Here is a 24892-nt window from a genome sequence, read left to right as displayed (position 1 = left end):
GTAATGTGAGCCATCGCGCTCATGTGCAGCGCCGGGAGAAATGGATGACGTCGGCATTGCAGGATTTCCAGCAATTCGTTCATTGGCTTCACCGTCCAGATAGCGGAGCTTCCGAAGACGCTCGTCGATTCGCCAATTTAGTGTCGGAGAATTTTCCAGACGTCGCAGCGAGCTCCAGGCAGCGCAGCCAACGATCCGTTGTGCTGAGCGAATTAGCACGCTTATCCCTGCCTGCCACATCCCCGGCAGAACCAGTGCCCCAGGCTGCAGAGGCCAGAGCGGGATGGGCTTTTCGTAAGCTGCATCATCTTACAGTTGGGCCATTTCGAGGGTTCAGACACCCTGAGCCATTCGAGTTGCAAAAACGGATTGTCATGTTTTACGGCCCGAATGGCAGCGGGAAAACCAGCCTGTGTGAAGCGCTGGAGTTTGCCTTGCTCGGGGCTGTGGATGAGGGCGACATCAAACGGATTGCCGCTGACCGTTATCTTTCCAACTCGCACGAGGGCCGTTTTGCCCGGCCAGTATTACTCGCAACCGATTTTGATGGCCGGCAGGCACCTGTGGTGGCGGACGCAGACGCGTACCGCTTCTGCTTCGTCGAGAAGAATCGAATAGACGCATTCTCTCGCATAGCTGCAAAGCCTGCAGGGCAGAAAACCGAGCTGATAGCTGCTCTCTTCGGTATGGATCAGTTCAATGATTTCGTTGGGCACTTCAATGATTCTATGGAGGGCCAACTAACGTTGGTGGCGGTCAAAAACCAAGAGCTTTTGGCCAAGCAAGCGACGTTAAATCAAGATAATGCGACCGTTGCAGACGAGGGCGCGGCCTTAATCCGACATGCTCAGGCAGAGCAAAACTACGCCAACTCATACAGTCCAGGAATGAGCTATGCGCAGCTGTTGGCTGCTATAGGCAGTCCAGAACATCCGGGGCGATTGCAGGAGCTCGAACAGGCAATCAACCAGCCAGCCCCTCCGATCTTTGGAGTGAGTGCTGCCGGCCTCATTGATGCCTACAGTGCAGCGGAAACGGCGCAAAGGGCTCTAAATGATCTTGAAGGTCAGCTAGCACAGCGCAGTAACGACATCTCATTTCAGGATTTGTATACAGCTGTACTGGGTCTTCAGCAGGTCGTAGGTGACCACTGTCCTGCCTGTGATACCCCGCTTGCCGGTGACTATCGTGCCCTCCACAACCCGTATCAAAAGGCGCACGATGGCCTGGCAGGTTTGAGGGAGCTGGCTGAACTGCAAGCTCGTCAGCGAACTGCAATTGCTACGCGGAACGCTGCGTCGGAAGCATTGCGGATATTTCTAGCTACCTTCGCGCAACGTGTAGGAGCAACGATTCAGAGTCCATTACCTGTGCAACGCTATCTTGCGGATCCAGGTGTCGATGCTCAGCGGGCGTGGTGGGTGGATGGTTTCCAACCTGATGAAACAGGGAAGTCGTTGGCCCAGAGAGCAGTTGATTGGGCGACTGAACTCGAAGCGCGCGACGTCGCATCTCGAGTGATCCTTGATGATCGACAAGGTCTAATCGACGAGCGCGACAGGCTCAATCAGGCTCGCATCGGTGTAACCACATTGGCTTCCAATCGTCAGCAAACCTTGCAGGCCCTTGCTGGTGCCAGAGGTAGAATCGCGGCGTTCGCTGCTGACAACTCTCCGCTTATCCAGCAGGTTGCTGAGGAGGTGGAAGCGATTGCTCGCGATACACGTATACGCAACGCCTACGACCAGTTTTTAAGTCTCTTGCGCCGTTACCGTACCGAACTGCCAGGTACTTTAATGGCCGGCCTAAATGCCCTGACTCTGGAGCTTTACAACGAGTTCAATGTGCGCGACCTGGACGCAGACAAATTGTCGGCCCTGTACCTTCCAGTGACAGGGGAAGGGCGTATTGAGTTGAGCTTTCGTGGCACGCCTGGTGCTCGCGTTGACGCACTGCAGATTCTTAGTGAAGGTCACGTCAGATGCTTGGGGCTTTCAATTTTGTTAGCAAAAAGTCTGAGCATCAGAGCCCCTGTGATCGTGTTCGACGATGCGATTAACGCTATCGATCACGAGCACCGCCAAGGCATACGAGAGGCGATATTTGAAAGCAACCGTTTCGCGGGCACTCAGATCATCGTGACTTGCCACAGCAACGAATTTATCAAAGACATCCAGAACCATGTCGCGTCGGAGCACTGGGCTGCTTACGCGTTCAGGCATCACAGTGGAAACTATCATCCTCGTGTTTTGGGAAATGCCTCGACTCAATCTTACCTACTCAACGCTCGCGCAGCTTTAGAGCGGGGGGATGATCGGGCGGCACTAGGTTTTGCGCGGCAAGCATTGGAAATGCTCAGCAACAAGGTGTGGGGTTGGCTAGGGCGCTGTGAGCAAGGCACGCTCACGTTGAAGATCGCAGGCTCTGGAGCAGAACCTGCGCTTCGTAATCTATGCGAGGGCATCAGAGCGAAGCTGAGGGGGGCGCCGAATTTTGAACATGCTGACAAGGCACCCATTATTCAAGCGCTCGATCACATCTTAGGCATCCCCGAGCAATCTCTAATCTGGACGTACCTTAACAAGGGAACCCATGAAGAGGCGAACCGTGAAGACTTCGATGTAGGAGTTGTGGAGTTGGTGGTGCACACCCTTGAATCGCTGAGTGCCTTACCACTGCGTGCGCGATGAAATAGATGGATCCCGCTGACGATACCGGTTCGCTTGGAATGCGATTCTGGAAAACGAATCTAGCTCCGCAGTGGTGGTGGGCTCAGACTCAGTAGACTTGGCTAGTTCGTAGAATTACACATTTTTTAGGCTGGGCGATTTTGTATCTAATCGACCTAACTGGAGCGATAATGCTGCTGGCGCTATCATCTAAATATTTATCCAGCGCCTGAGTCTCTAGTTCATCTACTATAGAGGCGAGCCAGTGCGGCGCTTGGCCATCCTGGGATTAGTTTAAAAAGGAGCATGAAGTATGAAGGAATATAAAAAGCGGTCTGTCAATGGCAATGCAGGGGAGTATCTGGCCGCCCACCGTTTCACTAAGGTGCTGCAGTGGCCGTATCGAATGTTGGATGTGGATTTGGGCGTAGATGGTGAGATTGAGATTCTTGATGCCAAGGGTGCTTCAACCTCAGATATTATCAAGGTTCAGGTAAAATCGTTCAACTCAATCTCGAAAACCACTTCGAAGAAAATTTATGTAAAAGGCAATCATATTCAATATTGGAAAAAGTTTTGTTTGCCAATTATTGTTGTGTGCGTCGACCTGAGTAAGGACAAGGTTTACTGGACGCCTGTGACTGCGACCGAATGCTACCAAAGCGGCGGGGTCTCGCAGATCATTACCATAGACTTGCTTTCTGACGAGTTGACGCTGGCATGCAAAGCAAAACTACAGGCGCTGGTTTCCCCTGCTGCGTCCAAAGATATTGGACAGATCCTGACCAGCATGCGTGACCTGTACAACATAATAAAAGATCAAAATGACTTCGCGGTAGATGCGCAGCAGTTGTTAAATGTTGAGGCTCTCGTTCAAAATTTTGAAAACCAGATAAGGTTGTTTGATGAGTTAGTTCTCCACTTTCCATGGAGATGCGGAATTCTAACTCTACGGGAAGTCGCAATAATGCGGAAAAACGTTAGGCGAGTTGGAAACAATGTAAGTGTGAGCTATAACCGTGGGATTAATGGAATGTGAACTTGCTGAAAGCGATTAGCTCAGCGCAGTCTCGCAAAACCTTCAGGCAGGGTCACCGCGTGCTCGGCTAATGCTCTCGGACTAGGTCAGCGAGGTTTTGCGCAATTCCAAACCTACTCTAATGTTCAGGTCGCGAATATTTAGAGTGCTGGAATCCGAAGCAGGCCGTCGTGCTCCAGCCGTAGAGTCCAAAGTTGGTAGCCGCAGACCTCGCACGTTAAAAGTCTATGAAAATCCTCACACCGGCGAAGTCGTTGAGACCAAGGGCGGCAATCACAATGGCCACGCTCGATTGATGCTGGGCGGCCCTGATGGCTTTGTAATCCAAGCCAGGGCCGGTGATGCATTGTTGCTACCCGCAGGCACAGGTCTGTGCAGCTTGAGCTCCAGCGACGACTTTCTGGTGGTCTCTGCTTGCCCGGCGGCACAGCACGCGGACACCTGAGCTGACAGTGTAGGGAGAGGCGCGGGGGCCAGAAGGCTGCACTCACCGTCTGTGCTTGCCCCGCCGTGCTGGTCTGTGGAGCACACGCTGGGTAAATACCTATACACCCGAGATTCAGGTTTGCGTACGAAGCCACGCTTCCACTTTTTGCAATCTACCAACCTCGGAAAGCTTTGACCTTCCTATATCTAGAATCTCAAGCAGTCGCTGCCTTTCAGCTCGAGAGGGGAACCAATCATCAATCTCGACGCTGCAGTGGTTGGACTCGCTCAATGCCCATCTCACGATCATGTCCGCAGCTGCTCTGTAGTGATCCGCCATGTACAGCCGCCGTCCTTCAACAGACCATCCACGCTTTGCTAGCTCATCGGTCACGTCGATGATGCCAAGGTCACCAAAGTAGGCTGTGGTGTCAGGATAATGGATACCTGCCAACGACACCTTAGCCACCCCCGATTCCCGATCAAAATAGGAAAGGAAATGCCATCCCCCTGTGCTGCTCCCAAGATAGGGGAAATTGATGGCAGCTTTCCCTGTTATGTAGTGCTGGTGCGAGACGCATTTGAGGTCAAAGTCGAAAAGCGGCTGGGCCATGAGGGCTTTCCTGAATTTTTGAGCGCCGATTCGGTTAATTGGAGCACACCCCCAGTTCGTGGTATAGCGCCCCATCGAAGGGTGGAGGATCGCGCTGTTCTAGTTGATGTAAATCATAACCGTATTAAAGCGCGTGGCATATCTCTACGCATTGAGAAGAATGCTGCGAACGAACAGGTAGCGCTCGAAAAATACCAGTGAAAAAATATTTTAGTTTCGCTAAGGAATTAGTGAGTGCCGCCGATGATATATGTTCACTAATTAGCTAAGGGTCTGTGCGTGTCTGACGGTATATTTTCTGTGATCAAGAGTGTTTTTCCCACGTTCGTGGCTGGAGCTAAAGATCTAGAGGGTTCTATAATTACTCCGACCGAATTTTTCAAAGATATGAAGCTGCGTAATTACTGGTGTGCGCAAGCCAGCGTGATCGGGCTCGTAATGGCCGTTGCGTTATCACTACTAAGCTTTCCATCGCTGAAAGGGATTGGGATAGAGCTCAGTAAGGACTTTGTATCCGTCATGGTTGTCCTGAATTGCATGTTCCTAATCCTCTATGGAGCTTGCTTTTGGTTTGGCGCACGTTTCATGCTTGGAAAAGGATCGCTGTTTTCTACGATCAACTCATTTTTTTATATCTCGATTTGCCTAGTCTTCATGAAGATCGCTGAGATGCCAGCGCTGGGTTCGAGAATGACCGCTTTATCGCATAGCTGTGAGCTTGGGGAATTTGGAGCGAATGTCACTGCAGCGATATCCGCAAGTTCTGTTTCGAGGACGTCGAACTTTTTGATCGGCGTATTTTACCTTGCATTTACCGTCTGCTCGGTAAAACTCCAGCGAGGCGTCAATGACTTCGGTATCGTAAGGGGAGTGGTGTCCGCGATTTTTGGGATGATATTCCTAAGTTTGGCCGTTATTTATATCCAAGAACCTGCAGTATATGCAGTGGTCTGCGGCTACTTAGGCGAAATTAACTAGCTATGTTTTGATTGGTTGGCTAGCTAGCGTTACCTCGCGGTAGATCAGCGATTAAGATTGCTCATAATTGTACCATGGCTGGATGTTTCTATGCGTCAACAGCCACGGCACCGTTATTAAGGGTTCAGAACAGCGGGTGTGGCCCGAATTCTTCATCAATTCTTTCACCCCATCCTGAGTTTTCTGGTTTGTTAGCGGCCCCTCCTACTATTTTAATAGCGTATGCGCGGCATACTTCCAGAAGCGAGGGAGGGATGTATTCCAGTAGCCCTTTGTATTCTTTTTCGTCCCCGTCACGGTACTGGTACAAATCAGCGCACCAAAGATCGTAGACCCAGTCACTGATTTCCTCCTCGCTTTGCGGAAGGGTAACCAATTCTTTGACGAATTTGTTCAGGTGCTGACGCTCCCTCTTGGAAAAGCCTCGGGTGGTTAGGCTAAAAAACTTCAAAGCCTTTATAGCTGGTCTGACTCTCCAGGTGAGCGAGTCAAGTGAGTCAGGCTCTCGCATCAGCGGGACTAGCTGATAGGGGTTGAGATCCTCGCCAGTATCAATTGCCACCGAGCATATTATTCGGTCAAGATTGAAGCTTCTACGGTCGTTTCGAAGGTGGCAAAAAGCATCGATAGTCTTATCGGCCTCCTTGCGCAGGTCTGATATTTCCCTCTCTGTGACTGTGCCTGTGCCGTCCTGGTATCCAATATATATCCGCATCGTCTTGCCTAATGTATGTTCAACAATGGAACCAGAGATCTCCCCGAGGATGACTCAGGCAGATCTCACTACCGAATTTCTGCCGGGATGCATTCATTTCTTGAGGCGGGCCATTAAAGTTGTCTCAATGTACGCCTGCACTCGAGGGGAAAGGTCACCGCTCAGCTTACAAATTCCGGTTCTCGTGAACCCTACCTGGCCCGTCAGACCTTTGTAGCGCACGGAGTAGGATCCTGCGTCGACGACTGAATGCGACAAACCAAAACCTTCGACGCTCTCGGGATCAATTCCGACCTTGGAGGCGATCTCAACACGTGCGGTTGCAGCAATGGAGCTAATGGATCCGGATAGTTTTAACGAGTTCAGAGTGATCGTCTGGAAGCTTTTGATTGAGTCTTTGACTATTTTATCAGTGACAAATATTTGCTCGCAGCTAAATCCGAAGCCAAGTATTTTGTCTAAACTGTTGAGAAGCTCTTTAGAGGAGCGGGGCGGGTCTTCCATTCGGAACATCAGCTGATCAGTACCAAGTAGTGTTACCTTTTGGCTACACGTTGACACGACTTCATTTTGCTTGCTGATACCGTCAAGGTCTATGGACGTAGCATATAAAGATGTTCTCCAAAAAAATTGGAATGAGCGATCTGGAATATTTACTATGAAACCACTATTTAGTGAGGGATCGTATCGGTTCTGCGCCAGTTTCTGTAGAAACTCATCCACAGAACAAGGAACTCGAACGGCATACCACTTGAATCTTGAGATCATGCTTGCCTCACTATTTTATAGCTAACATGGCTTTTTTAGCGGACGTCTCAATCGCCTTGGATAGTTCATCAATTTCAGGTTTTAAAGGAGTTCTGGAACGAGGGAATTTTCCATCAATGTTTGGGTGGACTGACTTCAACAGAACAGAGAATTTATGACAGTCTTTAGGGTCTGCAAAAGACGCCTCGAGCTTATAAATATCACCGTTCCCTAATACTCGCTTGGTTAGCCAGCAAATTTTTACGATAAAGTAAGTGTCCGATGATACTAGGTCATTAAGGATGCCTGACCTGTTCACACCGTTTCCACGGAGCAATACTTTTTCTATGTGCGTTTCGTCTTCGTCGCTTGTTAGGTCGTCTCTATCGTCATCGGATGGCTTAGGCTTATACACGTAAACATCCGTAACATCCCGCTTGTTAAAACCGTCAAGGCCATCGATTAAGTCAATAAAGAATTTCGTTCTTACCTGAGGTGATGGTTTGTCAAAAAGTGTGACGATAAACTTTTCAATCTGGGTAGATGCTTGCGTCGTTATGCTTGATACTATTTCATCCCGAATTTCGTTGGTGAAATCATTCTGGGGCGAAACAATACTATATCCGTTTCCTGTTTTAGTAAACTCGATTACTGCATCCTTAACAACGAGCTGTGCGAACTCAGATTTTTTGTAATCGAATCTGGAGTATTGGATAGTTAAACTAAAATTGTCACCATCTCGTGAGATGTAAGCGTTATCTCCTGATTCGATAATCTCACGTTTTAATTCCTCGATAGCTGAGCGTACATCGTTGACGTCCAGTTCTCCCAGGAGCTCCACTGTTGTTGAGCGCTCCCTACGTGGAGCTATTCCGATTTTTTCGGAAATGAGCTTGTGATCATAGTAGTCATGAGTAAGTCGGGAAAAATAGTCAGCCAATACTTCGCGGTCTGTTGCTTTGGAGACGATAGTGTTTCTATTTCTAAATAGAGTTGTCAACGTCTGCGCGTCAACTTTATGTTTCTGTACGAGCGCATCAAAGACGTTTTTGTCAGATGCGAAGTACAGTGCGGGGCCAAATTTTCTCTTTTTCATTCTCTCCACCCCATCCATGCGATATTGTAACCATCTACCATCGATGTGATAGAGGAGATTTTTATGTCGTTTAGAACCTGCTCGCGTATAGGGTCGAATCCCCACATTTTCGCGTACTTTGTTTTCGCAAGGTTGAAGTTTGCCGTTACATCATGATGTGGGGATTTATGGGTAACACGGATCTGGACTTCTTTTCCCGATTCTAGCATTTGGTATCTGGACAGACTGTCGAGAAGGTATTCAAACTCTTCAGGCGATGCGCCAGGTCTGTTGTAATACACGACGTATCCGGCCTGTGAGTTGTTCCCTGACTGTAGGTTACTGTGCTGAAGAATAAGGTAGGGGCTGGTAAGAGCTTCTACAGTTGCGGGTTGACCCCAAACATCACCCTGCCGGTGTCGCATTACTAAGTCTGGATAATAGAATGTATAGTCAGGCGATATTTTGCGCTGGTGCATTAATCGCATAATGTCATTTGCGATGCTGTATAAGCGCATCAAATCTTCAGGGCCAAAGAAGTGAAGGCAAACATTGGCCGGAATTGGGATGGAATCGAAGCCTATATTTTCGATCAGGTCGCCAAACGCTTTTTGATAGCCATGATCATGATTGTGGACGATCAGTAGTCCGCGAACTTCATGCTCTTCAGACGTATCTATGCTGAAAGTGCTTCTCCAAGACTCTGAGTCCTGCGCGCATTCAATAGTCATTGCCAATGCTTTAAAAGCGTCGCGAACCTTTGTTTTGGTGATTGATTCTTCTTTGTAAGCTTTCAAATCGGAATGCAGGTAGATTGTCGATCCAAGGTATGGATCTTCATAGAAAAAAATCACATCGCCAGGATGCTTGTCCTTGGGTTTTTTTGTAGGCGTAAGATGGTGAGGGCAGTGGCAACTAAAGTTTTCATTCCAGCGGGGTTTTATTTCCCATTTGAAATAAGAAAATATGTCTTGGACTAGCGCCTCAGCAATTTCGCCAATATTTACTGTTTCCGACATGGTGCATCCCTAGCAAATTTCCGGGTTGGCCTATAGGCTATTTGCCATCATAGCAGTCCTCAGGGGGGTTGTACTGCCTAGGCGCTTGTCGATCCGGATCAATGGGTTCCCTGCAGGAGCTTGGTCGGTGACAAACCATCTGGAATGGAGATTCCTGCTGGTTGCACGAAAGCAAGGAGGTAGCGTGTTCTGGTCACCTTCAGCCTTCACCTCACTTGTCGCTGAGCTGCTACGTTGTTTATCAGGTACATGAGAAAACAGGAGGGAAGAATGCGTAGTTTTCAAGGGGCAGTGTTGTTTGTAGATATGCTTGGATTCAGCGCTCTCACTCGAGGGAAACTCAAGCTCACGGAGTCAGAATACACCCCATGGAAAATCACGCCTGAAGGAAACTTTCCCCATCAGCTGCTTGCTGCTCAGATTTTGCTATCTTTTCGAAAGATACTGATGCGAACAGGTCGCCGATTCAAAACCGTGAAGCTTGCACAATTATCAGACTGTGCATTTCTTTGGTCTGAGGATCTTGGTGCTGTTACAGACGCAGGACGCTTCTTGATGCACGAAGCGATTGAGGCAGGATTGTTATGTCGGGGCGGTCTTGCCTTTGGAGATATCCACGAACCGAATAAAATTGATCGGACTATTGGAGCCTTCATTGTTGGCGATGCTGTGACGAGAGCAGCGAGCTACGAGACCATGGGCAAGGGAATGCGAGTGTTTACAGATGCAGACACTGCTGCTGAGATCCTCCTGAAACGTCCTCGTGAGTCCTTTCACGGGCTTACCAACCCTCTGACGGGCGAAACGGTTGATGAATGGCTTTGGTACGCACCCGAGTCATTGCTGGAGTCTCAGCGCAGCGGAATGGCGTTAGATGAAGTGGTTAGACGACTGGTGTCATGTCATACCATGCTCCGCTATTCACCACGTTTTGCATGGAATGCGGTTTCACCTGAAGGATGTCGGCAATTGGCATGCTCAATTGTCGCTATTTCGGATGCCATGCAAAAGCTCTCGCGAGGCTACGGGGAGTTTGAATTTACGGTTGAGTACCTCATTGGTGCAATGCAAAGTCGCAAGGATGCCGTTCGTGAAAGGGTGCAGAAGCAATTTTCCAAGGAGCTTTTGGAGATGGCAATGTCTCGCGATGTCTGTGATTAGTGATCGAGTTTTGCGCCCCACCTGAGTAACGCCGCTCCTGTGGCAGCAGAAAAGACAGCCGGCGTGCTTGCCAGGTCAAGCAGTACAAAAAAGCACAATGAGGAAATCATCGAGACCCAAGGTGGCAACTCCACACTGCTGAAGAAGTGGAAGGCTCAGTATGGCTCGGATGAAATAGACTTCAGGTTGGCTCACTCATAAGAAAGTGTGTGTTTAGCGGGACGATGAATTTTCGTCCCGCTACTACTTAGTTTAGTTGGGGGTTTTTCGCTGTCGTGAAATGCAGGCGGCTAGCGCAGTCTACATTCAACAAGCAGAGATTTTTTGTATGAGATATTTAGACGGCGCTGCTGGGCTTTGGGGTGTTGCACTGAAATATAAATACAACGATGGAGGTAGGCAGGTCGGCTTCCTCAAATTTCTTAGTAACAATCTTAATGCATGCCGTTATATTTGTAACTTTAGGCTCGCTCGTGGGTACGTCAAGGACTAGAACGCAACCCAGGCGTGTAATTGCCGCGTATGCTGCCGCCTGGCTAGCCGGTTTGTAGGACTCGTCGACGATTTTGTCTATCAAGGCTCCTTTGTGGTTTTTTCTAACCTTGAGCTCAATTGGTACCTGCCCGAAAAGGATATCTACATTTCCGCCAAATCTTTCAGGTTTTTTCTGCACTTTGTCGTCGAATCGGTCGCGTAATTTTTCGTAGAGAAATGGAAGGAAGAAATCATCCTCCATGTTTTTATACCCTTTTTCTTCATTATCACGTCTCCAGGCAATTGCTTTACTCTTCAGGTAAGATGGCTCCTCGATACAATGTGATACCTGCTTAAGTGCCCAGGTGGAGAATTGAATAAAATCTTTTTCTAACTGTGGGTTTCCGTGAAAGCAGTAATTTTGTTGCAAGACTTTCGAGATTTTTTCATAGTTAACGATTTCTACTGTGCTCATGCGTTCGCGAGTTTCGTGAGGTAGCGAGCAGTAGTTTGCGCCGAATATATTATTGACTGCCGGTTTGTGTATGGAAAATTGAATGTCAATGTCTTGAAGGTTATTGGCGGAAGATTGTATTCTTATTTGCTGAATATCAAGTTCACCTTGTACGGCGAGAAGCAGTGGCAGAGCGGCCTTGGTGCCAGAACCTGATGTAAGGGGAGAGGGCATCATTGCGCTACCGCTCGGTAGATCGAGTTGCATCATTGCCTTTCGGAAGTTGAATTGACTTAGGAGAAAGCTGAATTTTGTTTCACCTGTTAATTCTGATCTTTTTTCAAGAAATGTCCGCAGGTATCCAAGCTGCTTGCTAGCAGATATGGCAGGTATAGAGAAGGCAATGGATTTAATTAGCTTGGAGTAGGATTCTTCGCCGAAGTAAACCTGGCTCAAAATGTTGTCTTTGAAATTTTTGATAAACTTGGCTTTTGTTATTGATACTTTGAATTTAGGTGTTCCGGTATGGTCGATGCCAATTTTTTCGAATGAGTCAATTACCGGCTTGGTTCCGCTCGAGTCACCATTTTTTAGATAGCCAAGTGTGCGTGTAAACCAAGAGCCAAAATGATCCTCATAGCTTACTGTGTTGAATTTTTCTACTGGCTTTTCCATTCCAAGCATCATATGAAAAAGGTTTTCTATATCTGAGGCTATGGCACTCTTAGATGGTACCGAAATTTCATATTTTTCATGCTGGGGCGGGTTTATATCGAGGTAAAAAATATCGCTTAATTCTACCTCGATCTCTGTAGTTTCTTGGTCGGAGTCCGTCTCTAATTTGCTAAGAATAACCGCGCTTAAAAAGTTTTCCCCAATGTCGTCAAAGGTTAATTTGAAAACCTTGTTTTTATCATCGGAGCCGTAAATGTTCATGCTGCAACCTCCGTTTTGCTAAGCTAACTCAGTGTTTGGAATTTAGTAATATCTGATTTCGTGTGGCTATTACTGCTAGGGAGGAATAGTAGTCGTTATCAATCTGCTTTGGTACTAGATCCAGCTTCGCTGCATACCTGAAAGCCCCAACTAACAGGTTAGTGCTTCACATCGCATGGTGGTGAAGCCGATCTGGGAGACTTGTGTCTGTCTGAATCGAAGCGATCTTGGAGGGTGTCGCAGATCTCAAACCTGTTGGTCGTCCACCCGCCGATGCCCTAGCCAACCAAGATGCAGGTAATGAATTCCCTCTCTATTCATGTGAGCCAAGCCGGCGAATCCGAAGGCGTGAATGTTGAAGCTTCTCGGGTCAAGACATGGCTTGGTTCACTACAGCCAACCCAGCAAGGCATTCACCATTGGATGTGGTTTTCAGAGCGCATTCAGCAGGTTCTCAAGCGGCTGATGCCTTCACACAGATAGCAGCGCAATGGGATTTGTGCCAAACCGATCTCCGGAGTTGAATGACCAGCGGCGTGCATCCGGGCTCACACACGCTTCGCAGTAGTCGAGTTCATCACAGTCGTTGAAGATCATAATGCTCTACCTGATAGCTACATTGGTGTCCTCGATGCATTGATGTAGTCTGAACAGTCAAGAGGGAGTCCAATTTGATGATCGAACCGCTCTTCAAAGCGCTACATCACTACAACGAAGCATACCGCGAACTGATCAACGAAAAAGCGATGCGGCACACGCCTGATCACGGCGACTTCGAGGTCTTTATTCAATCTGCGCTCAAGCTTACAAAGCCCGAAGACTGGGGCTTCATTTGCTCATCGATGGACATTATCAATGACAGCCTTTTAGGCATTGAGCATTTTTGCAAGTATGGCCTTGATGGCCCCACGAAGTATGACGACTTCGGGGAAAAATACATCCGCTTGTATGGCGTATTGAACGCCACGTACATCCAGCAACAAGCCCTTCTCAACCTACACCGGATTGCAAATGTCATGAACCTTCGTGACATCGAGAGCAAAGTGGCAAACCTTCAGGTACGTGAAGTCAGGAATAAACTTGGCGCGCATAGTGTAGATTATGCTAATCGCGAGGCTGGAAACACTGAAAGCTTTGTTCCAGTTAGATTTACCCTTTCAGGTATGCGCTGTGATTACTACAACAATACAACCCTGCAACATACCGAAGTAGATCTAAAAGTAATTCTTGGTGAACATGTAGAGCTAATGAATGATATGTATGATGCCATATATCGAAAGTCGGTTGGCGCAATATATAAAACTAACAAAGATAAAAGAGAAGAGTTGCTAGAGAAAATTGAAGATGCCAAGGTACTACGAAATGGCGGCATCGTCATGAGAACACCTGACGGGAAAAGAATATTTATCACAGCATTCGAATCAGATAAGCAGGATTAAATCTCACAAGCCCTTGGAGGTGATAGAGGTAAATCTGTCCAGCACCAGGTTTACCTCTCTATCATATGATGTATCGTCTGTTGCCTCGAGAAAGCCAATCATGATTGCCAGGGTAGGTGACACACAAAAATTAGCTGCACGAATCACCTCATCTTTTGTAGCGGGCCCAAACCTATAACCACTCCAGGTATTACTTTCTTTGTCGGAGACTATATAGCGTTTTAGCGAAGAGGCTGAATAGTGCATAGCGTCGTCAGAAAGATGCTTGTACATAAGATAATTACTAGAGAGTGAAGACAATTCGGCAATATATTTCCACTTCAAGTGCTTCCCCTTGTCTCCAGATATCCGCTCATCCATCGCTGCTTCAATGTCGGCAGTTAAAGAGTAGCTGCCTTCTTTCAATGCTACAGCCTGACCCCGCTTTGCAGCTACGTTGTCGTGTTTTAGTAATGGGATAAATGTATCAGGATTGTCTACCAAGGCGCCGATACAAAATGAGTTTTCATAAAGACACCTAGCCATGATCCTTGCTTCTACTACCATGCCTCTTTCAAGATTCATAATAGCTGACTGAAAATTGCTTAGTGACCTCAGGGCAGAGAACATTGTGAGCACCTTCACATCCATGGTATTGCCATGATGCCTTTCAAATCCTGAAATAACTATTTTCTGCAGGAGCTGGTTGATATCCCTGAGCAGAGAAAACCACTCTGGATTTTCTCCAGTAACATGATCAATCGTTTCCTGTATGTCGCTAGTCAAAAATCCATGGATGCTAAATCCGGTAACCCCTGTCGCTTCGGTGCTCAAATGGATCTCCCTGCCTGGTGATTTCATAATCAGCTAGGTTAGCAAAAGCTGAGGAAGGCGTGGCCTGTATTCAAGCATTACTAGGCAGATGCTCCCTTCTTCCTGCGGATCAAACGCAATGTCGGAACCTAGCCACCCAGTTGAGCCGGGGGGGGTAGTATTAACAGTGGTGGTAGGTGATCAGGATGATCGGGATTGGTTGAGTTGTAGGTACGGTAGGTGGAACGATGGCTACAGTGATGTTGGCGGCCAGAAGAATGATGTTAAGAAGGTCGATGATAAAGGTGAAGACATTGGACGTTATGTTTTCTCATAGTTGTCCTTTATTTGGTGTCGTCATCACCAAGCTGGCCATTCAATTGAGCCTTTTTTGAAAATAAATTAAACTCCATCCAAATTGACTCAAAAGAATTTTGGTAAAGCCCTCGACGCTACGAATTTGTTATACACATCCTGTGCTACTGTGTAATTTATAATGTGCCAACCGTGTGCAGTGGGATAAATAAAGCTTTTAATCTCAATCGGGGTAAAGGTAAAGTTTTCAGGCAGTCGTAGCTTTTTCTTTGCTGAGGAATCTGCGGAATTACACTGTTCGCAAATTATTACCGGGGCGAATCTCGCGGCTGCAGCTCCTTGAAAGGTATACATCCCTCCATAGGCATCACTGGCATGATCATGATGTGTATGAAGACCAACAACCCAACCTTCAAACCGTGATGGGCTTTTAGGAAATCTCATAGTCCAGCGAAGCAACTGGAATCTAGTCCGGTTGCAACACGGGCACTGCCAATCCTCGGTTAAAGACTTATATTTCTGCTTGCAGTGACCGCCGTCAAATTCCAAATACTCAATTTGTGTTGGACGCTTTCTGTCTCGATTACGGAGAATAGTAGCTTCGCGATCTTTGTTGCGTACCTTGCTACCATCGCAAGCTATGCAAAACTGGTTTATCAGGAAGTCTAGATGACAGCTGCAAGTAGCGTCGAAAGAACTCATTTCGCCTCCTTTGACCACATAGCCCGATTGCTATGTGGTCAAATTGTAGATCAGCTTGGCATATCGTTCTGGGGGCCTTCATCTCGCGTCTCCACACGTCATCCGGCGACAATACTACCTCACCTAGCGCTGCCATGGATCATGCCGGGATTTCTCTAACAATGTCCCCCTTGATCACGTATTGGTTTTTCACGTACTCACCATCATCACCTGGGGCTTTATCGACAACGATCATGCCGTGCGTAGCGAGGATCGATAAGCCGTCTCTTAGAGAAGTCCACTGCACAGCAGCCTTATTTCTCAAGTTCTCGACATTGATGCTCGAGATCCTTGCTTGATTCGGTCGGACGATCAGTAGCACGGCGTAGATCTTAAGCGCCGCAAGCGCCTTCTCCCCTCGGCGAGAGATCTTCGGAAGGTTCTTAACAACCTCTTTGTTTGGGATTTTGTAGTAGTAGCCGTCCTTTTCTGCCTCGAAATGTGGGCATGCCAGCGTGTACTCGGATTTGAGCTTGCCTCCACCAGGCTTGTGTCGAATCCACCCCCGCGCTTCCACGTCAACCAAGGCCTGGCGAACCATTGGCCGGCTTAATCCTGTGCGCTCCATCAGCTCGCTGACAGAGGAGACGACTGTGTATGTCTTCGCCGTAGGGGTCATTGTCGCCAGCGCGAAGACGACACGAAGCATCGCCTGAGACCGACCTGCATGAACCCCTCCTCGAAGGAGCGCAATCTCATCAGACCACCATGCCGGCACTTTCGACCAGGGCCTCATTCCTTGTCCTTCTTTTTCACTGATTCCAGCACTGATAGAGCTTTCCAAGCTACGCCGAATGCTGCGAATGCCAGCAAGGCGATAACTCCCGAAGGCCCGCTACTTACAATCTCTTTAGCTAATTCCAACATGGTTGCTAACCCTGCGTGCTCTACGTTGGCTCCTTTGTACTTCAAGGCGCAGGGACGCTTCTAGAGATGCCTATAGTTTCTAGTTGCAGAAAATACGTTATATATCATGTGGTTAAAAGGTAATTTAGAGCTTTTTAGGGGGCAATGAGAGGTATACGAATTACCCCTAATTTACTCCTCATTACCCCCTTGAGCGACCCGTGAATGCCAAAACTGGTATTACTATGTCACTCCAAATCACTCTCGGTCATCGCGCCGTCCTTGCTCAAAACTTTTAGCAACGGCATTGAGTTCCTCCTGCAGAGTGATCGGCGTGGACGTCTCATACAGAGCCAAAAACGCTTCTTGAGCATCCATGACTCGTTTGATTTTGCGCTGCTGTTCGGTCTCGCGTCTTTTTTTCAGAAAATCAAACATCTTCAGTACCTCATCATGTGAGAGGTAATCATAGGCCGCAGAAAATGGGCCTTTTTGGGCGGGTTTCCCAAAATAAAAGAAGATCTTGGGCATCTATACATCGATGCGATAATTCGGCCATCAAGCCCATGCGATCAATGCCTCTCGTCCACCAGGGTAACCATCATGCGCCTCCCAAGACGGCATCGCGCAGCATCTGGCAAACCTCCCTTGCTGTGAGTGCAGGCAAAGGTTCGTCAGGGCAATAGGTTAAAGTCATAAAAGAAACCAGTCGGCTTTGGTCGTTTTGCCAAAGGTACACCGCCATGCATGAACCAGGTACTCACAGGGAGGAGCAGATGAAGCTATTTTTGGACTGTGAGTTCACACAGCTCAACCGAGATACGAAGCTGATTTCCCTGGCACTCGTGTCCGAAGCCAGCCATGAATACTACGTCGAACTCACAGACACCTACCTAGTCGGAGACTGCAGCGACTTCGTGATCCAGAACGTCCTGCCTCAGCTCAACCTGGCTGCGCACGGGCAAACCTTGGTCGAAGCCCAAACCTCATTGCTCGCTTTCCTGAGCCATCTAGAAGTCCCGCTCGAGATTTGCTCGGACGCTCCGGACTGGGACTGGGATCTCTTCTGCCAACTGGCCTACGTAAATCATCGTTGGCCAGTTAACGTTGCCAATCGCGCGACCAACCTGATCCTGCTGTTCAGGCATCTCGAAGCGGATGATATCGGCAACGTGACGCTCCCGGAACTTCCCCATCACGCGCTGCTGGATGCTCGCCTCTTAGCCGACCTTTATCGTCGACTGACTGCCGGTTCCAATCGAGGCACTGAACATGGCTGATGATCTTCGTACGCGTGAGTCTGTTAGGCGCAAAGCCCTCTGGACACTTTTGCACCTGGTGCCGGGCGACCCACAAGCTGTCGCTATTTTGAATGTGCTTGACGACATTGAAGACCAAGAGCGCGTTAACTTAAACCAGAGTCATCCACATCTCGATATTGATGCTGTCCGCAAAGCAGTCCTGATTGAGCACCAGAGTTCCGGTATCAACATCGTTGACGAGGCCAGTATTCCGCAGCCGTGGCGTGAGCGTTTTCTACAAGCGAGCATCGGCTCGACGCGCTTGGTCGATGGCCCGTACGCCCATGACTGGGACAAATTTCTGACTCAATGGCAGGCTGAAATGAAGCACTTGGATGCTCACATGTCTGCAAGGCGTGAGCGTCAGCGTTAGGCGTCGGAGGGGCACCTTCGATTGTCTGCTTTGGATAGTGCTGACTATACTGGCAACACTAAATATCTGAGGTGTTACATGTCCCGTCTCGCTGAATTCCGCGCGCTTGAACAACAGCTTGCTGCCCAATTGGCAGAGCTTGAAACACTGAAAAACGATGATGGTCTGAAGCGTGAGATTGAATTCGAAACGAAACTTCGTGACCTGCTAGGTGAGTATGGTTACAGCTTGCGCAACATTGTCGCGATTCTCGATCCGCACTCTTCAAACCGCCGTGCTCCAGCAGCTCCTGAAACCAAGGGCTCCCGTAAGGCTCGGGCTGTAAAGGTTTACAAGAATCCTCACTCGGGCGAAGTCGTCGAGACTAAGGGCGGCAACCACAAGGTATTGAAAGAATGGAAGGCTCAGTACGGTTCTGACAAGGTCGAGAGCTGGCTGGCCCAGTAAGGCTTTTGAGTACAAATGGAGGGCGGCCTTCCTTGGCTCAATAGCCGATGGAAATGGCCATGCTTAGTAAGCTGAGGGCTAGCACCAAGTAGGTGACCCATGCTGCCAGCTTATCGGCTGCACGGAGGAGGGTCTTTAGAACAGCTGAGCCCTGTGATGTCTGGAACTCCACATCCCATTAGCCCAGCAATTCACGTCTGCTAAGGTGTCATCCCTTTTTCTGTCGGCTGATCGGCAGGGTGGGTCAGTTTTCAATCAGCGCCGACAACGTGAGGCTTTCTCTTTCCTAAGAGGAGGGGACAGCTCCTCGGAATTAGTGCCCGCCTGCTTCCGCCTGGCAAACCTCCCTTGCCTTGGCTGCTCGGTAGCAGTCAAACTAAATCAGTGAAGGAAGATTTCATCAGCAGGAGCCCGCGTCTTGTATTACACACTTCCACGTCCGAAGCACGAAGATAACTTTGAAGAGCTGGTCAGGAGGACATCACCTCTGATCATGGGCTTGCCGGCGACGGCTGAGCATTACGGGCGCAAGGGGCAAGCGCAGTTTGGCGTCGATCACTACTTCTCGGGGTCTCAGATCGCCATTCAGGCCAAGAACGTTCAGTCATTCAGCTTTAGCGAAGCGGTTACTGAGGTGGGTAAAACTGTCGACTTCCCGCATCCAATCTTGGAGTATCACATCTTCGTTGCGTGTGACCGAAGCACTGATCTGTCGAATGAAGTCTGGCGGCTCAGCAACGCCCGCGTGGCGCAGGGGCTGTTCCCGGTAAAGCTGGTCGGCTGGCAAGATATCGAGATGCAAATCAATTCACATCCCATGCTCAAGGAGTGGTATTTGGGATTGCCAGGTATCCAAAGCGCCGTGGATGCCGCTGTCCAACGAGTCATGGCTACCCAATATGAGGCTGCGCTGCCGGAGAATGTGGCCAAAAATTTGGTAGCTCAATACATCCCAATCGAACAATCGATTGATTTTTTATTGAGCTGGGACTTCTCGACCAACCGGGTTCCGAAGGATTGGTACGACCGATTCAGATATGTTCACGACGCCTTGCAGGACGCCCAGATGTACAGTCGCTTCCAGGGAGCTGGAGCTGATCCTCAGGGAGTAAGCAGTTTCAACCTGCAATATCCAGGTTGGGCGAAGTCTTACCCTTACCTGGCTGATTTTGGCTCTGTCCTTGGGATTTTTGTCTCGGCTATTACCAGTTGTACCAGTAGCGAAGAGTTCGCTGACGGAGAGTACATGTCGCTCTACGCGGCTTGGAGTACACCGATCCTCGGGGCGAACGGAAACACTAGGGGTTGGCGCGACAATGCCCGCCATCTGGCTAGATATTTGTTCGATCATTTTTACGCCGGGACTAAAGATTACCGCGCCTACGGTCTGTACCCGGTTTACCGTCCGAATTCCCTTCTATGAGCGCAATCGACACTGTGATCGGCTGCAATTTTACTCGGGCAGACTAGCGTGGCGCTCAGATCCAGATGGCGACGATTGTCACCTCCGGACATGAGTGTCGTCAGTAAAAACCACCGGCAGAGGTTGGCTGATCCGACGTTTCCTTGAAGTTGGCTGCCAGGGTGTGTAAACCACGCATCAGCACAGTGGTATCCATTGGCAAGGTATCTCCTACAGAAAGCGGAATGATGTTGTCCCTGACACGCTTTGGATAATCGTTCATGGCCATAGCAGCTCCGATCCCTGGCTGGTTCCTACCGCAGAATAACTGGTCAGACTTATTTTGCGATAGCGAGTCGCCGGCACATGAAGGATCAAACAGGTTGTCATCAAGACGAGCCAGCGGCGTGTCAGAGGCTTGCATCCCAACCATCCATGGCCGACGGGTGAGAGATAAACCATTCCAGCGGCTTCCCGCGATCCGACATGATCAAGCGCTCGGTAACCAGAGTAATCCAGGCGACGATTAAATGCTGCCCGCAAAGCAGTTCTGATTGAGCGCCACAGTTCCGGTATCAGCATTGTGCGCAAGGCAGGTATTCCCCAGCCATGCCATGAGCGCTTTCTGCAAGCGAGCACCGGCTCGACGCGTCTGTTCGATGGCCCGTACGCCTATGGTTGGGACAAATTTCTGACTCAATAGCAGGCTGAGATGCGGCGTTTAGATGCACATAAGGCTGCTAGACGACCGAGACATGATGAGCCGTAGCATTAGCCAGCTTCTGGAGGTAAAGGCCTAAATCTTGAAATCCAGCCTCACGCAGTACCTCAGATACCTTCCCAGCGCGCTTCTCCGCTTTAGGCAGGAAAATCGCCGCCTGGTCAGTGTATGGACGTGGGAGATCCTTCCAGTAGTAGGTAGCCTCGAACCTCTGCATGGCTCGGTGAAAGTCCATTTGCTGCTTGCAGTGCCATGACACCACAAACATGTCGAAATCGCGTCTTAGGCTCGCCAAGGCGACCTGATTAATTCCGTAAACCTTATACCGACCTGTGAGTGGGACGTTGACCCCGATCCGTTTCGCGATGTACTTGGCCGCTGCGAAGTGGTGGGAGCCTCCGCTGTTGATCAAGAACACTCGTCCGTCCCATTCCCAAGTGGAGAAGTAATCGTGATCTTCTCTAGAGATGATCCGGATCTCGTCCCATCGGAGATTCTCTTCAAGTTTTTCTTGGGTAACAGGTGTGATCATTGGCTGGGAGTTGCGCTCAACCATGGCGTCCATGCTTTTGAACCTGCGCAGCTCTGACTTCGATGCGGAAAAGCCGTCGACCTGCTGAATATCGCAGTTCCATCGCTTGATCTCCCTAACTGTACCCAAGCTGAGAAGATCCTCTCGGACTAGACTGGTCGAGGCATAGTTTTGATAGGATCCAGGGGAGCGTGTCCATCCATTGAGCCTCCGCAGGTACATCCGACTGGTCTCGTACCCCAAGTCGCCAAAGTTGTTCCAACGCACCACTTCGCTTGCGCTGATACCCTTTTCATGCTCGACCAAGTGCCTGTTCAGGCCGACGTCTGCACGAAGCAAGTTTATCAGGGTCGCCGGCTGGCCGAAGTCCTCCAGTAGAGAGTCGCGCAGAAATTTGATCGCATTCTTAAGCATTGGCGCTTCCTATATGTCTACCCCGGCGCGATGCACCAGATGTCTCAGCACAGGATGCAGCACTGCGATATGGAAGGCTAACCGAAACATAGCTGAAAAATTCCGGATAATGTTACTACGACCTAGAGCACGAAAGGCTTGTTTAGGCGACAGGATCAAATCTCTGGTAAGTAGGCGGTGAAGGCAGAGCAGCTTCCGAAAGCCGCCTAGCTACTCCTGCCGTGGTATGGCCTAAGATCGTGGACGTTTTGTACCCGACTCGCAGGCCTTTATCTGCACCACAAGGTGGTTGATCCTAGCGATAGCTATTTCTCAACCAAGCCTTTATACAGCTCTCGGGCGGAAACAATCTGGTCTCGAATCTCCTCTGGGTCAATTCGCATACCGCCTCGTGGTGTCACCTGCAGTGTCTTCAAGCCGTTGGCTGCCTTGATGAACGCTCGCTCCTCAGCCTGAATCCATTCAGGACGTTTGTCCTTCCAAAATGACCATGCCATTTTCTCAGCCTCGTTCCGGATTGGATGGGGCAAGTATGTGAGAGCAGCAGGAAATGTCCAGGCTAGAATTGAGCCCGATCAGATGCAAGCGGAGCGCGCAGACCACGATGGTCGGAGAGCGGAAGGATGGTAGCCCGCAGGGCCGAGACCCGTCGTAGCGGGACTCGGTTCACGACAGCCGCCCCCGAAGGGGGCCGCCCGACTATTGTCAACGCAAATGTTACCGAACAGCTCGTTGTTCAAATGACCTAGGCACAACTCCCTGCGCGCAAAGATCATACGTTTTTCGCAATGCTGCTTCGTCGCCAGAAGAAACCCTGGCCTGCGTAAAGATCGTCGACAAAAAACGTTTCCGCTCGCCATTACCGAGTTCAGACCAGACCCTCGGCTGACTTTGTGCATCCGGCACCGCAAGACGATCAAGGAAATACTCTTCAAGGCTGTGAAGCCGTTGCTGGCCATCAATGAGAATCTCGCTGTTCTCCGCAAATGCCCTGCCAGTGCTCGCAGGCTCGCACCAGTCGTTTGTAAGATAGCTTCCCAGGTCTAGCCCCGCCCAAACAGCGGTAATGAAACGAGCCTGCTGGCCGACGTTCCACTGCACGCAGCGCGCCCATGTTGGTACGGGTGTGCCCATGACAAATCGTGCAGCCCATGGAAACCTATCGCGAGCGGAGGAGGGGTCTACCAAATACTTTTCCCAGTGACCTACCAGAACATCAATTGGGTAATGACTGACGGTTGTAGCCAGAACCCGCAGCGGCATCTGGATGCGTAATTCAGACGGTTCGTCGTCGGCATAGCGTTGAAAAATAGAAGTCATGGTACTCACTGGTGGCTACAAATAGGTGGAGGTGCTGGAGTCAAAACGGGCGCATCGCCAAGCGTCGACAGTCTCGATGATCAACACATCTCGTTCGATGGAAATGTCGATCTGGTCGCTGTCGACCAGTGCATGTGCGTAGCCCTCTACATAAGCTGCTGCTTTATCAAATGCAGAAAGGGTTTCTGAAGACTTGATGACGCGGATCAGACGTTGCCAGGCATTGCGCTGGCGGTTGCCCAGGATCGTCTTGGGAAACGAAATGGCGGCACCCAAACGCTGTGCGTAGTCGTCGGTTGGTGGGATCAAAGCGATTCGCTCGAAGCGATACATACCTATGACAAACGGTTGGTTTTAGAAAACCTTGAGCCTGATGCGACATTTTTTTGCAGGCGGGGGGCATCCAAGCCAAAGTCTGATCACTAAAAGCAAGCGGAGCGCGCAGGCGTGAGGATGGAAGCCCGGCAGGGCCAGGACAACGGCGAGTATCGCCGGGCCTGGTTCACGACAGCCGGCCCGCTAGGGCACGGCATAAATTAAACGTGGCCCCTGCCAAATCATCACTTCTGAGTGCTTGATTTCGGAATGCGCAGATACTTCATCGTCATCCCGCTAACCTGATGTCCCATGTTTTGCGCTATCCGCTCGAGAATATGTTTCGCAGCAACGTGGAGCATGGATTGGCGAATGGAGGATGCACGCCTCTGAGATGGATTAGCTATGGCCTCTCGCAGATAGACTCCAATAATCCGATGCATTTGCTCGAGCGACATAGGGACATTGCTGTCTTTCGGAGAAGGAAAGAGGTAACCGATTGGAGGAATCTTCGCTTGGCGCACGTACTGATCAATAAGGGTACTGAATACGGAAGGCATAAATAGCTGACCACTACGACTGCGCGTTTTAAAATTCTTGATCCGTAGGAGAGAGTGCTGGTCAGTAGTGTAAACGTCATGAGCTTTCACGTTTAACAGTTCAAGCGGGCGAATACCTTGCAGCAAACCCAGGCACAAACATTGGTCATGAAGACTACCCTTGCGCTCTACAACCTCCCAAAAGCTTTTCAGTTCTTCTTGGCTGATGGGATCTGCTGGTGGCTTCAGAAGCTCTGCACTCAGATCGTCGCGTAAGTGTGCGGGACGCTTCGACTTCCCCTGATTGGCAGCCACAGCCAGGTCATTGGCTGGCCCTGTGATTAACTCAAAGACGGACTGAGAAGCGAGAGTACCAGCCTGTTGTGAGCGTGAAGTCTGGAACACGGTAAGCTCGTGTAGGGGCAGCAAACTTACTAAGTGGTTGACGTCGCGCTCGCTCATGTCAGTTACTTTCTTCGACTGACAGAAATCGGTAATAGAGTTACTGATCCCGTCCCTGACTTCATCCTGAGTAGGCACGGCGACAGTCTTGGCGTGCTCATTAGCCGATTTTTGCAGATCATGAAGATCCTGATAGCCAAGACCCTTCGAGAGGATTTCTTGCGAGGATGCGAGGGATAGGGAAAAAGTGCTCCGCCAATTGCGCTGGAGCTTTTTGGCGATACGGTTGAAGCCGTATTTGACACGAAGGTCGGCAAGAGAGATTGGTACGCGCATAGCATCCTCCAATTCGCCAGCGGTGTCGGCTGCCCTCTGACTATTGTCGGAATGCATGTGAAGCAGAAGAGGTGAAGCACCCTGTGGCTATACCGCCTTGGCGAACCGACCGCCCGATCTCGACTAGGGAACCGAGGCGGTCAAGTTAGCATATTCGTAGCGCTTGTCTATTGGATCAAATGGACAACCTAGATGCGTCCACGTGACTGATAAGGCAAGCGGAGCGCGCAGAGCATGAGGATGGAAGCCCGCAGGGCTAAGACTCGTCGTAGACAGCGTTGGTTAACGACAGCCGTCCGCTCAGGGGTATGCCACGGCAACAGTAGCTTCGATGACTATTCGGATTCGTTT

At 49.6% G+C, this 24892-nt stretch carries 26 protein-coding genes and 1 pseudogene; 11 read left to right on the top strand and 16 right to left on the bottom strand.

Annotated elements, in window-relative coordinates:
- Window positions 1-44: 44 nt before the first annotated feature.
- The 3 genes and pseudogenes from NVB75_RS13235 to NVB75_RS33135 all read left to right on the top strand — a co-directional run.
- Window positions 45-2690 carry an AAA family ATPase gene (locus NVB75_RS13235; protein ID WP_258347497.1) on the top strand — a complete coding sequence of 882 codons (2646 nt, stop codon included), beginning with the start codon at window positions 45-47 and terminating at the stop codon, window positions 2688-2690.
- 292 nt (window positions 2691-2982) lie between these two features.
- Window positions 2983-3708, top strand: a complete 726-nt coding sequence (locus NVB75_RS13230) for a DUF4365 domain-containing protein (RefSeq protein WP_258347495.1) — start codon at window positions 2983-2985, stop codon at window positions 3706-3708.
- A 154-nt stretch (window positions 3709-3862) separates the two neighbouring features.
- Window positions 3863-3985 (top strand): annotated as a pseudogene (locus NVB75_RS33135) (transcriptional regulator); the annotation flags it as partial.
- Between the two features lie 282 nt (window positions 3986-4267).
- Here the strand turns inward: NVB75_RS33135 and NVB75_RS13215 are convergent.
- Window positions 4268-4747, bottom strand: a complete 480-nt coding sequence (locus NVB75_RS13215; protein WP_258347493.1) for a hypothetical protein — start codon at window positions 4745-4747, stop codon at window positions 4268-4270.
- 279 nt (window positions 4748-5026) lie between these two features.
- On the opposite strand from NVB75_RS13215, the gene NVB75_RS13210 reads away from it, so the two are divergent.
- Window positions 5027-5725, top strand: coding sequence for a hypothetical protein (locus tag NVB75_RS13210; RefSeq protein WP_258347492.1), 699 nt, complete (start codon window positions 5027-5029; stop codon window positions 5723-5725).
- 124 nt (window positions 5726-5849) lie between these two features.
- Here NVB75_RS13210 and NVB75_RS13205 read toward each other — a convergent pair whose 3' ends face one another.
- The 4 genes from NVB75_RS13205 to NVB75_RS13190 form a co-directional block, all read right to left on the bottom strand.
- Window positions 5850-6440, bottom strand: coding sequence for a hypothetical protein (locus NVB75_RS13205; protein ID WP_258347490.1), 591 nt, complete (start codon window positions 6438-6440; stop codon window positions 5850-5852).
- Window positions 6441-6533: 93 nt separating this feature from the next.
- Entirely contained in the window at window positions 6534-7208 is a 675-nt protein-coding gene (locus NVB75_RS13200) for a hypothetical protein (protein WP_191960268.1), read from the bottom strand.
- 10 nt (window positions 7209-7218) lie between these two features.
- Window positions 7219-8283 carry a hypothetical protein gene (locus tag NVB75_RS13195; protein ID WP_258347488.1) on the bottom strand — a complete coding sequence of 355 codons (1065 nt, stop codon included), beginning with the start codon at window positions 8281-8283 and terminating at the stop codon, window positions 7219-7221.
- Window positions 8280-9281, bottom strand: a complete 1002-nt coding sequence (locus tag NVB75_RS13190) for a hypothetical protein (protein ID WP_258347486.1) — start codon at window positions 9279-9281, stop codon at window positions 8280-8282. The genes NVB75_RS13195 and NVB75_RS13190 overlap by 4 nt, the downstream gene beginning before the upstream one ends.
- Window positions 9282-9551: 270 nt before the next feature.
- Between NVB75_RS13190 and NVB75_RS13185 the strand changes: the two genes are divergently transcribed.
- Together NVB75_RS13185 and NVB75_RS13180 are read left to right on the top strand one after the other, a co-directional pair.
- Window positions 9552-10442, top strand: coding sequence for a hypothetical protein (locus NVB75_RS13185; RefSeq protein WP_258347484.1), 891 nt, complete (start codon window positions 9552-9554; stop codon window positions 10440-10442).
- A 39-nt stretch (window positions 10443-10481) separates the two neighbouring features.
- On the top strand, window positions 10482-10643 hold the full coding sequence (locus NVB75_RS13180; protein ID WP_375378920.1) for a hypothetical protein: 162 nt from the start codon (window positions 10482-10484) through the stop codon (window positions 10641-10643).
- 136 nt (window positions 10644-10779) lie between these two features.
- On the opposite strand, the gene NVB75_RS13175 is transcribed toward NVB75_RS13180, so the two are convergent.
- Entirely contained in the window at window positions 10780-12306 is a 1527-nt protein-coding gene (locus tag NVB75_RS13175) for a hypothetical protein (protein WP_258347482.1), read from the bottom strand.
- Window positions 12307-12980: 674 nt separating this feature from the next.
- Here NVB75_RS13175 and NVB75_RS13170 point away from each other — a divergent pair.
- A complete protein-coding gene (locus NVB75_RS13170) occupies window positions 12981-13745 on the top strand; it encodes a hypothetical protein (RefSeq protein ID WP_258347481.1) in 765 nt (254 codons plus the stop codon).
- Window positions 13746-13748: 3 nt separating this feature from the next.
- On the opposite strand, the gene NVB75_RS13165 is transcribed toward NVB75_RS13170, so the two are convergent.
- The 4 genes from NVB75_RS13165 to NVB75_RS13150 form a co-directional block, all read right to left on the bottom strand.
- Window positions 13749-14558 carry a DUF5677 domain-containing protein gene (locus NVB75_RS13165; RefSeq protein WP_258347479.1) on the bottom strand — a complete coding sequence of 270 codons (810 nt, stop codon included), beginning with the start codon at window positions 14556-14558 and terminating at the stop codon, window positions 13749-13751.
- A gap of 1135 nt (window positions 14559-15693) precedes the next feature.
- A complete protein-coding gene (locus NVB75_RS13160) occupies window positions 15694-16329 on the bottom strand; it encodes a GntR family transcriptional regulator (protein ID WP_258347477.1) in 636 nt (211 codons plus the stop codon).
- Entirely contained in the window at window positions 16326-16460 is a 135-nt protein-coding gene (locus tag NVB75_RS13155) for a hypothetical protein (RefSeq protein ID WP_258347475.1), read from the bottom strand. Before NVB75_RS13155 ends, NVB75_RS13160 begins: the two co-directional genes overlap by 4 nt.
- Before the next feature lie 237 nt (window positions 16461-16697).
- Window positions 16698-16970, bottom strand: coding sequence for a hypothetical protein (locus NVB75_RS13150; protein WP_258347473.1), 273 nt, complete (start codon window positions 16968-16970; stop codon window positions 16698-16700).
- A gap of 212 nt (window positions 16971-17182) precedes the next feature.
- On the opposite strand from NVB75_RS13150, the gene NVB75_RS13145 reads away from it, so the two are divergent.
- The 4 genes from NVB75_RS13145 (at window position 17183) to NVB75_RS13130 (ending at window position 19983) form a co-directional block, all read left to right on the top strand.
- A complete protein-coding gene (locus NVB75_RS13145; RefSeq protein WP_258347472.1) occupies window positions 17183-17719 on the top strand; it encodes a 3'-5' exoribonuclease in 537 nt (178 codons plus the stop codon).
- Window positions 17712-18113, top strand: a complete 402-nt coding sequence (locus NVB75_RS13140) for a hypothetical protein (protein ID WP_258347470.1) — start codon at window positions 17712-17714, stop codon at window positions 18111-18113. The genes NVB75_RS13145 and NVB75_RS13140 overlap by 8 nt, the downstream gene beginning before the upstream one ends.
- 78 nt (window positions 18114-18191) lie before the next feature.
- A complete protein-coding gene (locus NVB75_RS13135; protein ID WP_258347468.1) occupies window positions 18192-18560 on the top strand; it encodes a histone-like nucleoid-structuring protein, MvaT/MvaU family in 369 nt (122 codons plus the stop codon).
- Window positions 18561-18978: 418 nt separating this feature from the next.
- The gene (locus tag NVB75_RS13130) at window positions 18979-19983 is read left to right on the top strand and encodes a hypothetical protein (protein WP_258347466.1); all 1005 of its coding nucleotides are present in this window, start codon (window positions 18979-18981) and stop codon (window positions 19981-19983) included.
- Window positions 19984-20083: 100 nt separating this feature from the next.
- Here the strand turns inward: NVB75_RS13130 and NVB75_RS13125 are convergent, their stop codons facing one another.
- The 6 genes from NVB75_RS13125 to NVB75_RS13100 all read right to left on the bottom strand — a co-directional run bounded on the left by NVB75_RS13125 (window position 20084) and on the right by NVB75_RS13100 (window position 24541).
- On the bottom strand, window positions 20084-20386 hold the full coding sequence (locus tag NVB75_RS13125; RefSeq protein WP_258347465.1) for a hypothetical protein: 303 nt from the start codon (window positions 20384-20386) through the stop codon (window positions 20084-20086).
- A gap of 316 nt (window positions 20387-20702) precedes the next feature.
- Window positions 20703-21629: a DUF6685 family protein gene (locus tag NVB75_RS13120; protein ID WP_258347463.1), complete on the bottom strand. Its 927-nt coding sequence runs from the start codon at window positions 21627-21629 to the stop codon at window positions 20703-20705.
- Between the two features lie 305 nt (window positions 21630-21934).
- On the bottom strand, window positions 21935-22126 hold the full coding sequence (locus tag NVB75_RS13115) for a hypothetical protein (protein WP_258347461.1): 192 nt from the start codon (window positions 22124-22126) through the stop codon (window positions 21935-21937).
- Between the two features lie 220 nt (window positions 22127-22346).
- A complete protein-coding gene (locus NVB75_RS13110; RefSeq protein WP_258347459.1) occupies window positions 22347-22949 on the bottom strand; it encodes a hypothetical protein in 603 nt (200 codons plus the stop codon).
- 15 nt (window positions 22950-22964) lie between these two features.
- Window positions 22965-23282 carry a hypothetical protein gene (locus NVB75_RS13105; RefSeq protein WP_258347457.1) on the bottom strand — a complete coding sequence of 106 codons (318 nt, stop codon included), beginning with the start codon at window positions 23280-23282 and terminating at the stop codon, window positions 22965-22967.
- Between the two features lie 227 nt (window positions 23283-23509).
- Complete coding sequence (locus tag NVB75_RS13100; RefSeq protein ID WP_258347455.1) at window positions 23510-24541, bottom strand: hypothetical protein; 1032 nt, start codon at window positions 24539-24541, stop codon at window positions 23510-23512.
- Between the last annotated feature and the right edge of the window lie 351 nt (window positions 24542-24892).

The organism is Pseudomonas sp. CBS (assembly GCF_024734645.1).
Lineage (GTDB): Bacteria > Pseudomonadota > Gammaproteobacteria > Pseudomonadales > Pseudomonadaceae > Aquipseudomonas.
Note: the sequence above shows the minus strand (reverse complement) of the source record. Positions and strands in the feature narration are given on the sequence as shown.

Bases quoted from the DNA above. Each gene is read 5' to 3' on its own strand.
- NVB75_RS13235 (WP_258347497.1), top strand. From the start codon at position 45: ATGACGTCGGCATTGCAGGATTTCCAGCAATTCGTTCATTGGCTTCAC.
- NVB75_RS13230 (WP_258347495.1), top strand. From the start codon at position 2,983: ATGAAGGAATATAAAAAGCGGTCTGTCAATGGCAATGCAGGGGAGTAT.
- NVB75_RS13215 (WP_258347493.1), bottom strand. From the start codon at position 4,747: ATGGCCCAGCCGCTTTTCGACTTTGACCTCAAATGCGTCTCGCACCAG.
- NVB75_RS13205 (WP_258347490.1), bottom strand. From the start codon at position 6,440: ATGCGGATATATATTGGATACCAGGACGGCACAGGCACAGTCACAGAG.
- NVB75_RS13200 (WP_191960268.1), bottom strand. From the start codon at position 7,208: ATGATCTCAAGATTCAAGTGGTATGCCGTTCGAGTTCCTTGTTCTGTG.
- NVB75_RS13195 (WP_258347488.1), bottom strand. From the start codon at position 8,283: ATGAAAAAGAGAAAATTTGGCCCCGCACTGTACTTCGCATCTGACAAA.
- NVB75_RS13190 (WP_258347486.1), bottom strand. From the start codon at position 9,281: ATGTCGGAAACAGTAAATATTGGCGAAATTGCTGAGGCGCTAGTCCAA.
- NVB75_RS13185 (WP_258347484.1), top strand. From the start codon at position 9,552: ATGCGTAGTTTTCAAGGGGCAGTGTTGTTTGTAGATATGCTTGGATTC.
- NVB75_RS13175 (WP_258347482.1), bottom strand. From the start codon at position 12,306: ATGAACATTTACGGCTCCGATGATAAAAACAAGGTTTTCAAATTAACC.
- NVB75_RS13170 (WP_258347481.1), top strand. From the start codon at position 12,981: ATGATCGAACCGCTCTTCAAAGCGCTACATCACTACAACGAAGCATAC.
- NVB75_RS13160 (WP_258347477.1), bottom strand. From the start codon at position 16,329: ATGAGGCCCTGGTCGAAAGTGCCGGCATGGTGGTCTGATGAGATTGCG.
- NVB75_RS13155 (WP_258347475.1), bottom strand. From the start codon at position 16,460: ATGTTGGAATTAGCTAAAGAGATTGTAAGTAGCGGGCCTTCGGGAGTT.
- NVB75_RS13150 (WP_258347473.1), bottom strand. From the start codon at position 16,970: ATGCCCAAGATCTTCTTTTATTTTGGGAAACCCGCCCAAAAAGGCCCA.
- NVB75_RS13145 (WP_258347472.1), top strand. From the start codon at position 17,183: ATGCATGAACCAGGTACTCACAGGGAGGAGCAGATGAAGCTATTTTTG.
- NVB75_RS13140 (WP_258347470.1), top strand. From the start codon at position 17,712: ATGGCTGATGATCTTCGTACGCGTGAGTCTGTTAGGCGCAAAGCCCTC.
- NVB75_RS13135 (WP_258347468.1), top strand. From the start codon at position 18,192: ATGTCCCGTCTCGCTGAATTCCGCGCGCTTGAACAACAGCTTGCTGCC.
- NVB75_RS13125 (WP_258347465.1), bottom strand. From the start codon at position 20,386: ATGCAAGCCTCTGACACGCCGCTGGCTCGTCTTGATGACAACCTGTTT.
- NVB75_RS13120 (WP_258347463.1), bottom strand. From the start codon at position 21,629: ATGCTTAAGAATGCGATCAAATTTCTGCGCGACTCTCTACTGGAGGAC.
- NVB75_RS13115 (WP_258347461.1), bottom strand. From the start codon at position 22,126: ATGGCATGGTCATTTTGGAAGGACAAACGTCCTGAATGGATTCAGGCT.
- NVB75_RS13110 (WP_258347459.1), bottom strand. From the start codon at position 22,949: ATGACTTCTATTTTTCAACGCTATGCCGACGACGAACCGTCTGAATTA.
- NVB75_RS13105 (WP_258347457.1), bottom strand. From the start codon at position 23,282: ATGTATCGCTTCGAGCGAATCGCTTTGATCCCACCAACCGACGACTAC.
- NVB75_RS13100 (WP_258347455.1), bottom strand. From the start codon at position 24,541: ATGCGCGTACCAATCTCTCTTGCCGACCTTCGTGTCAAATACGGCTTC.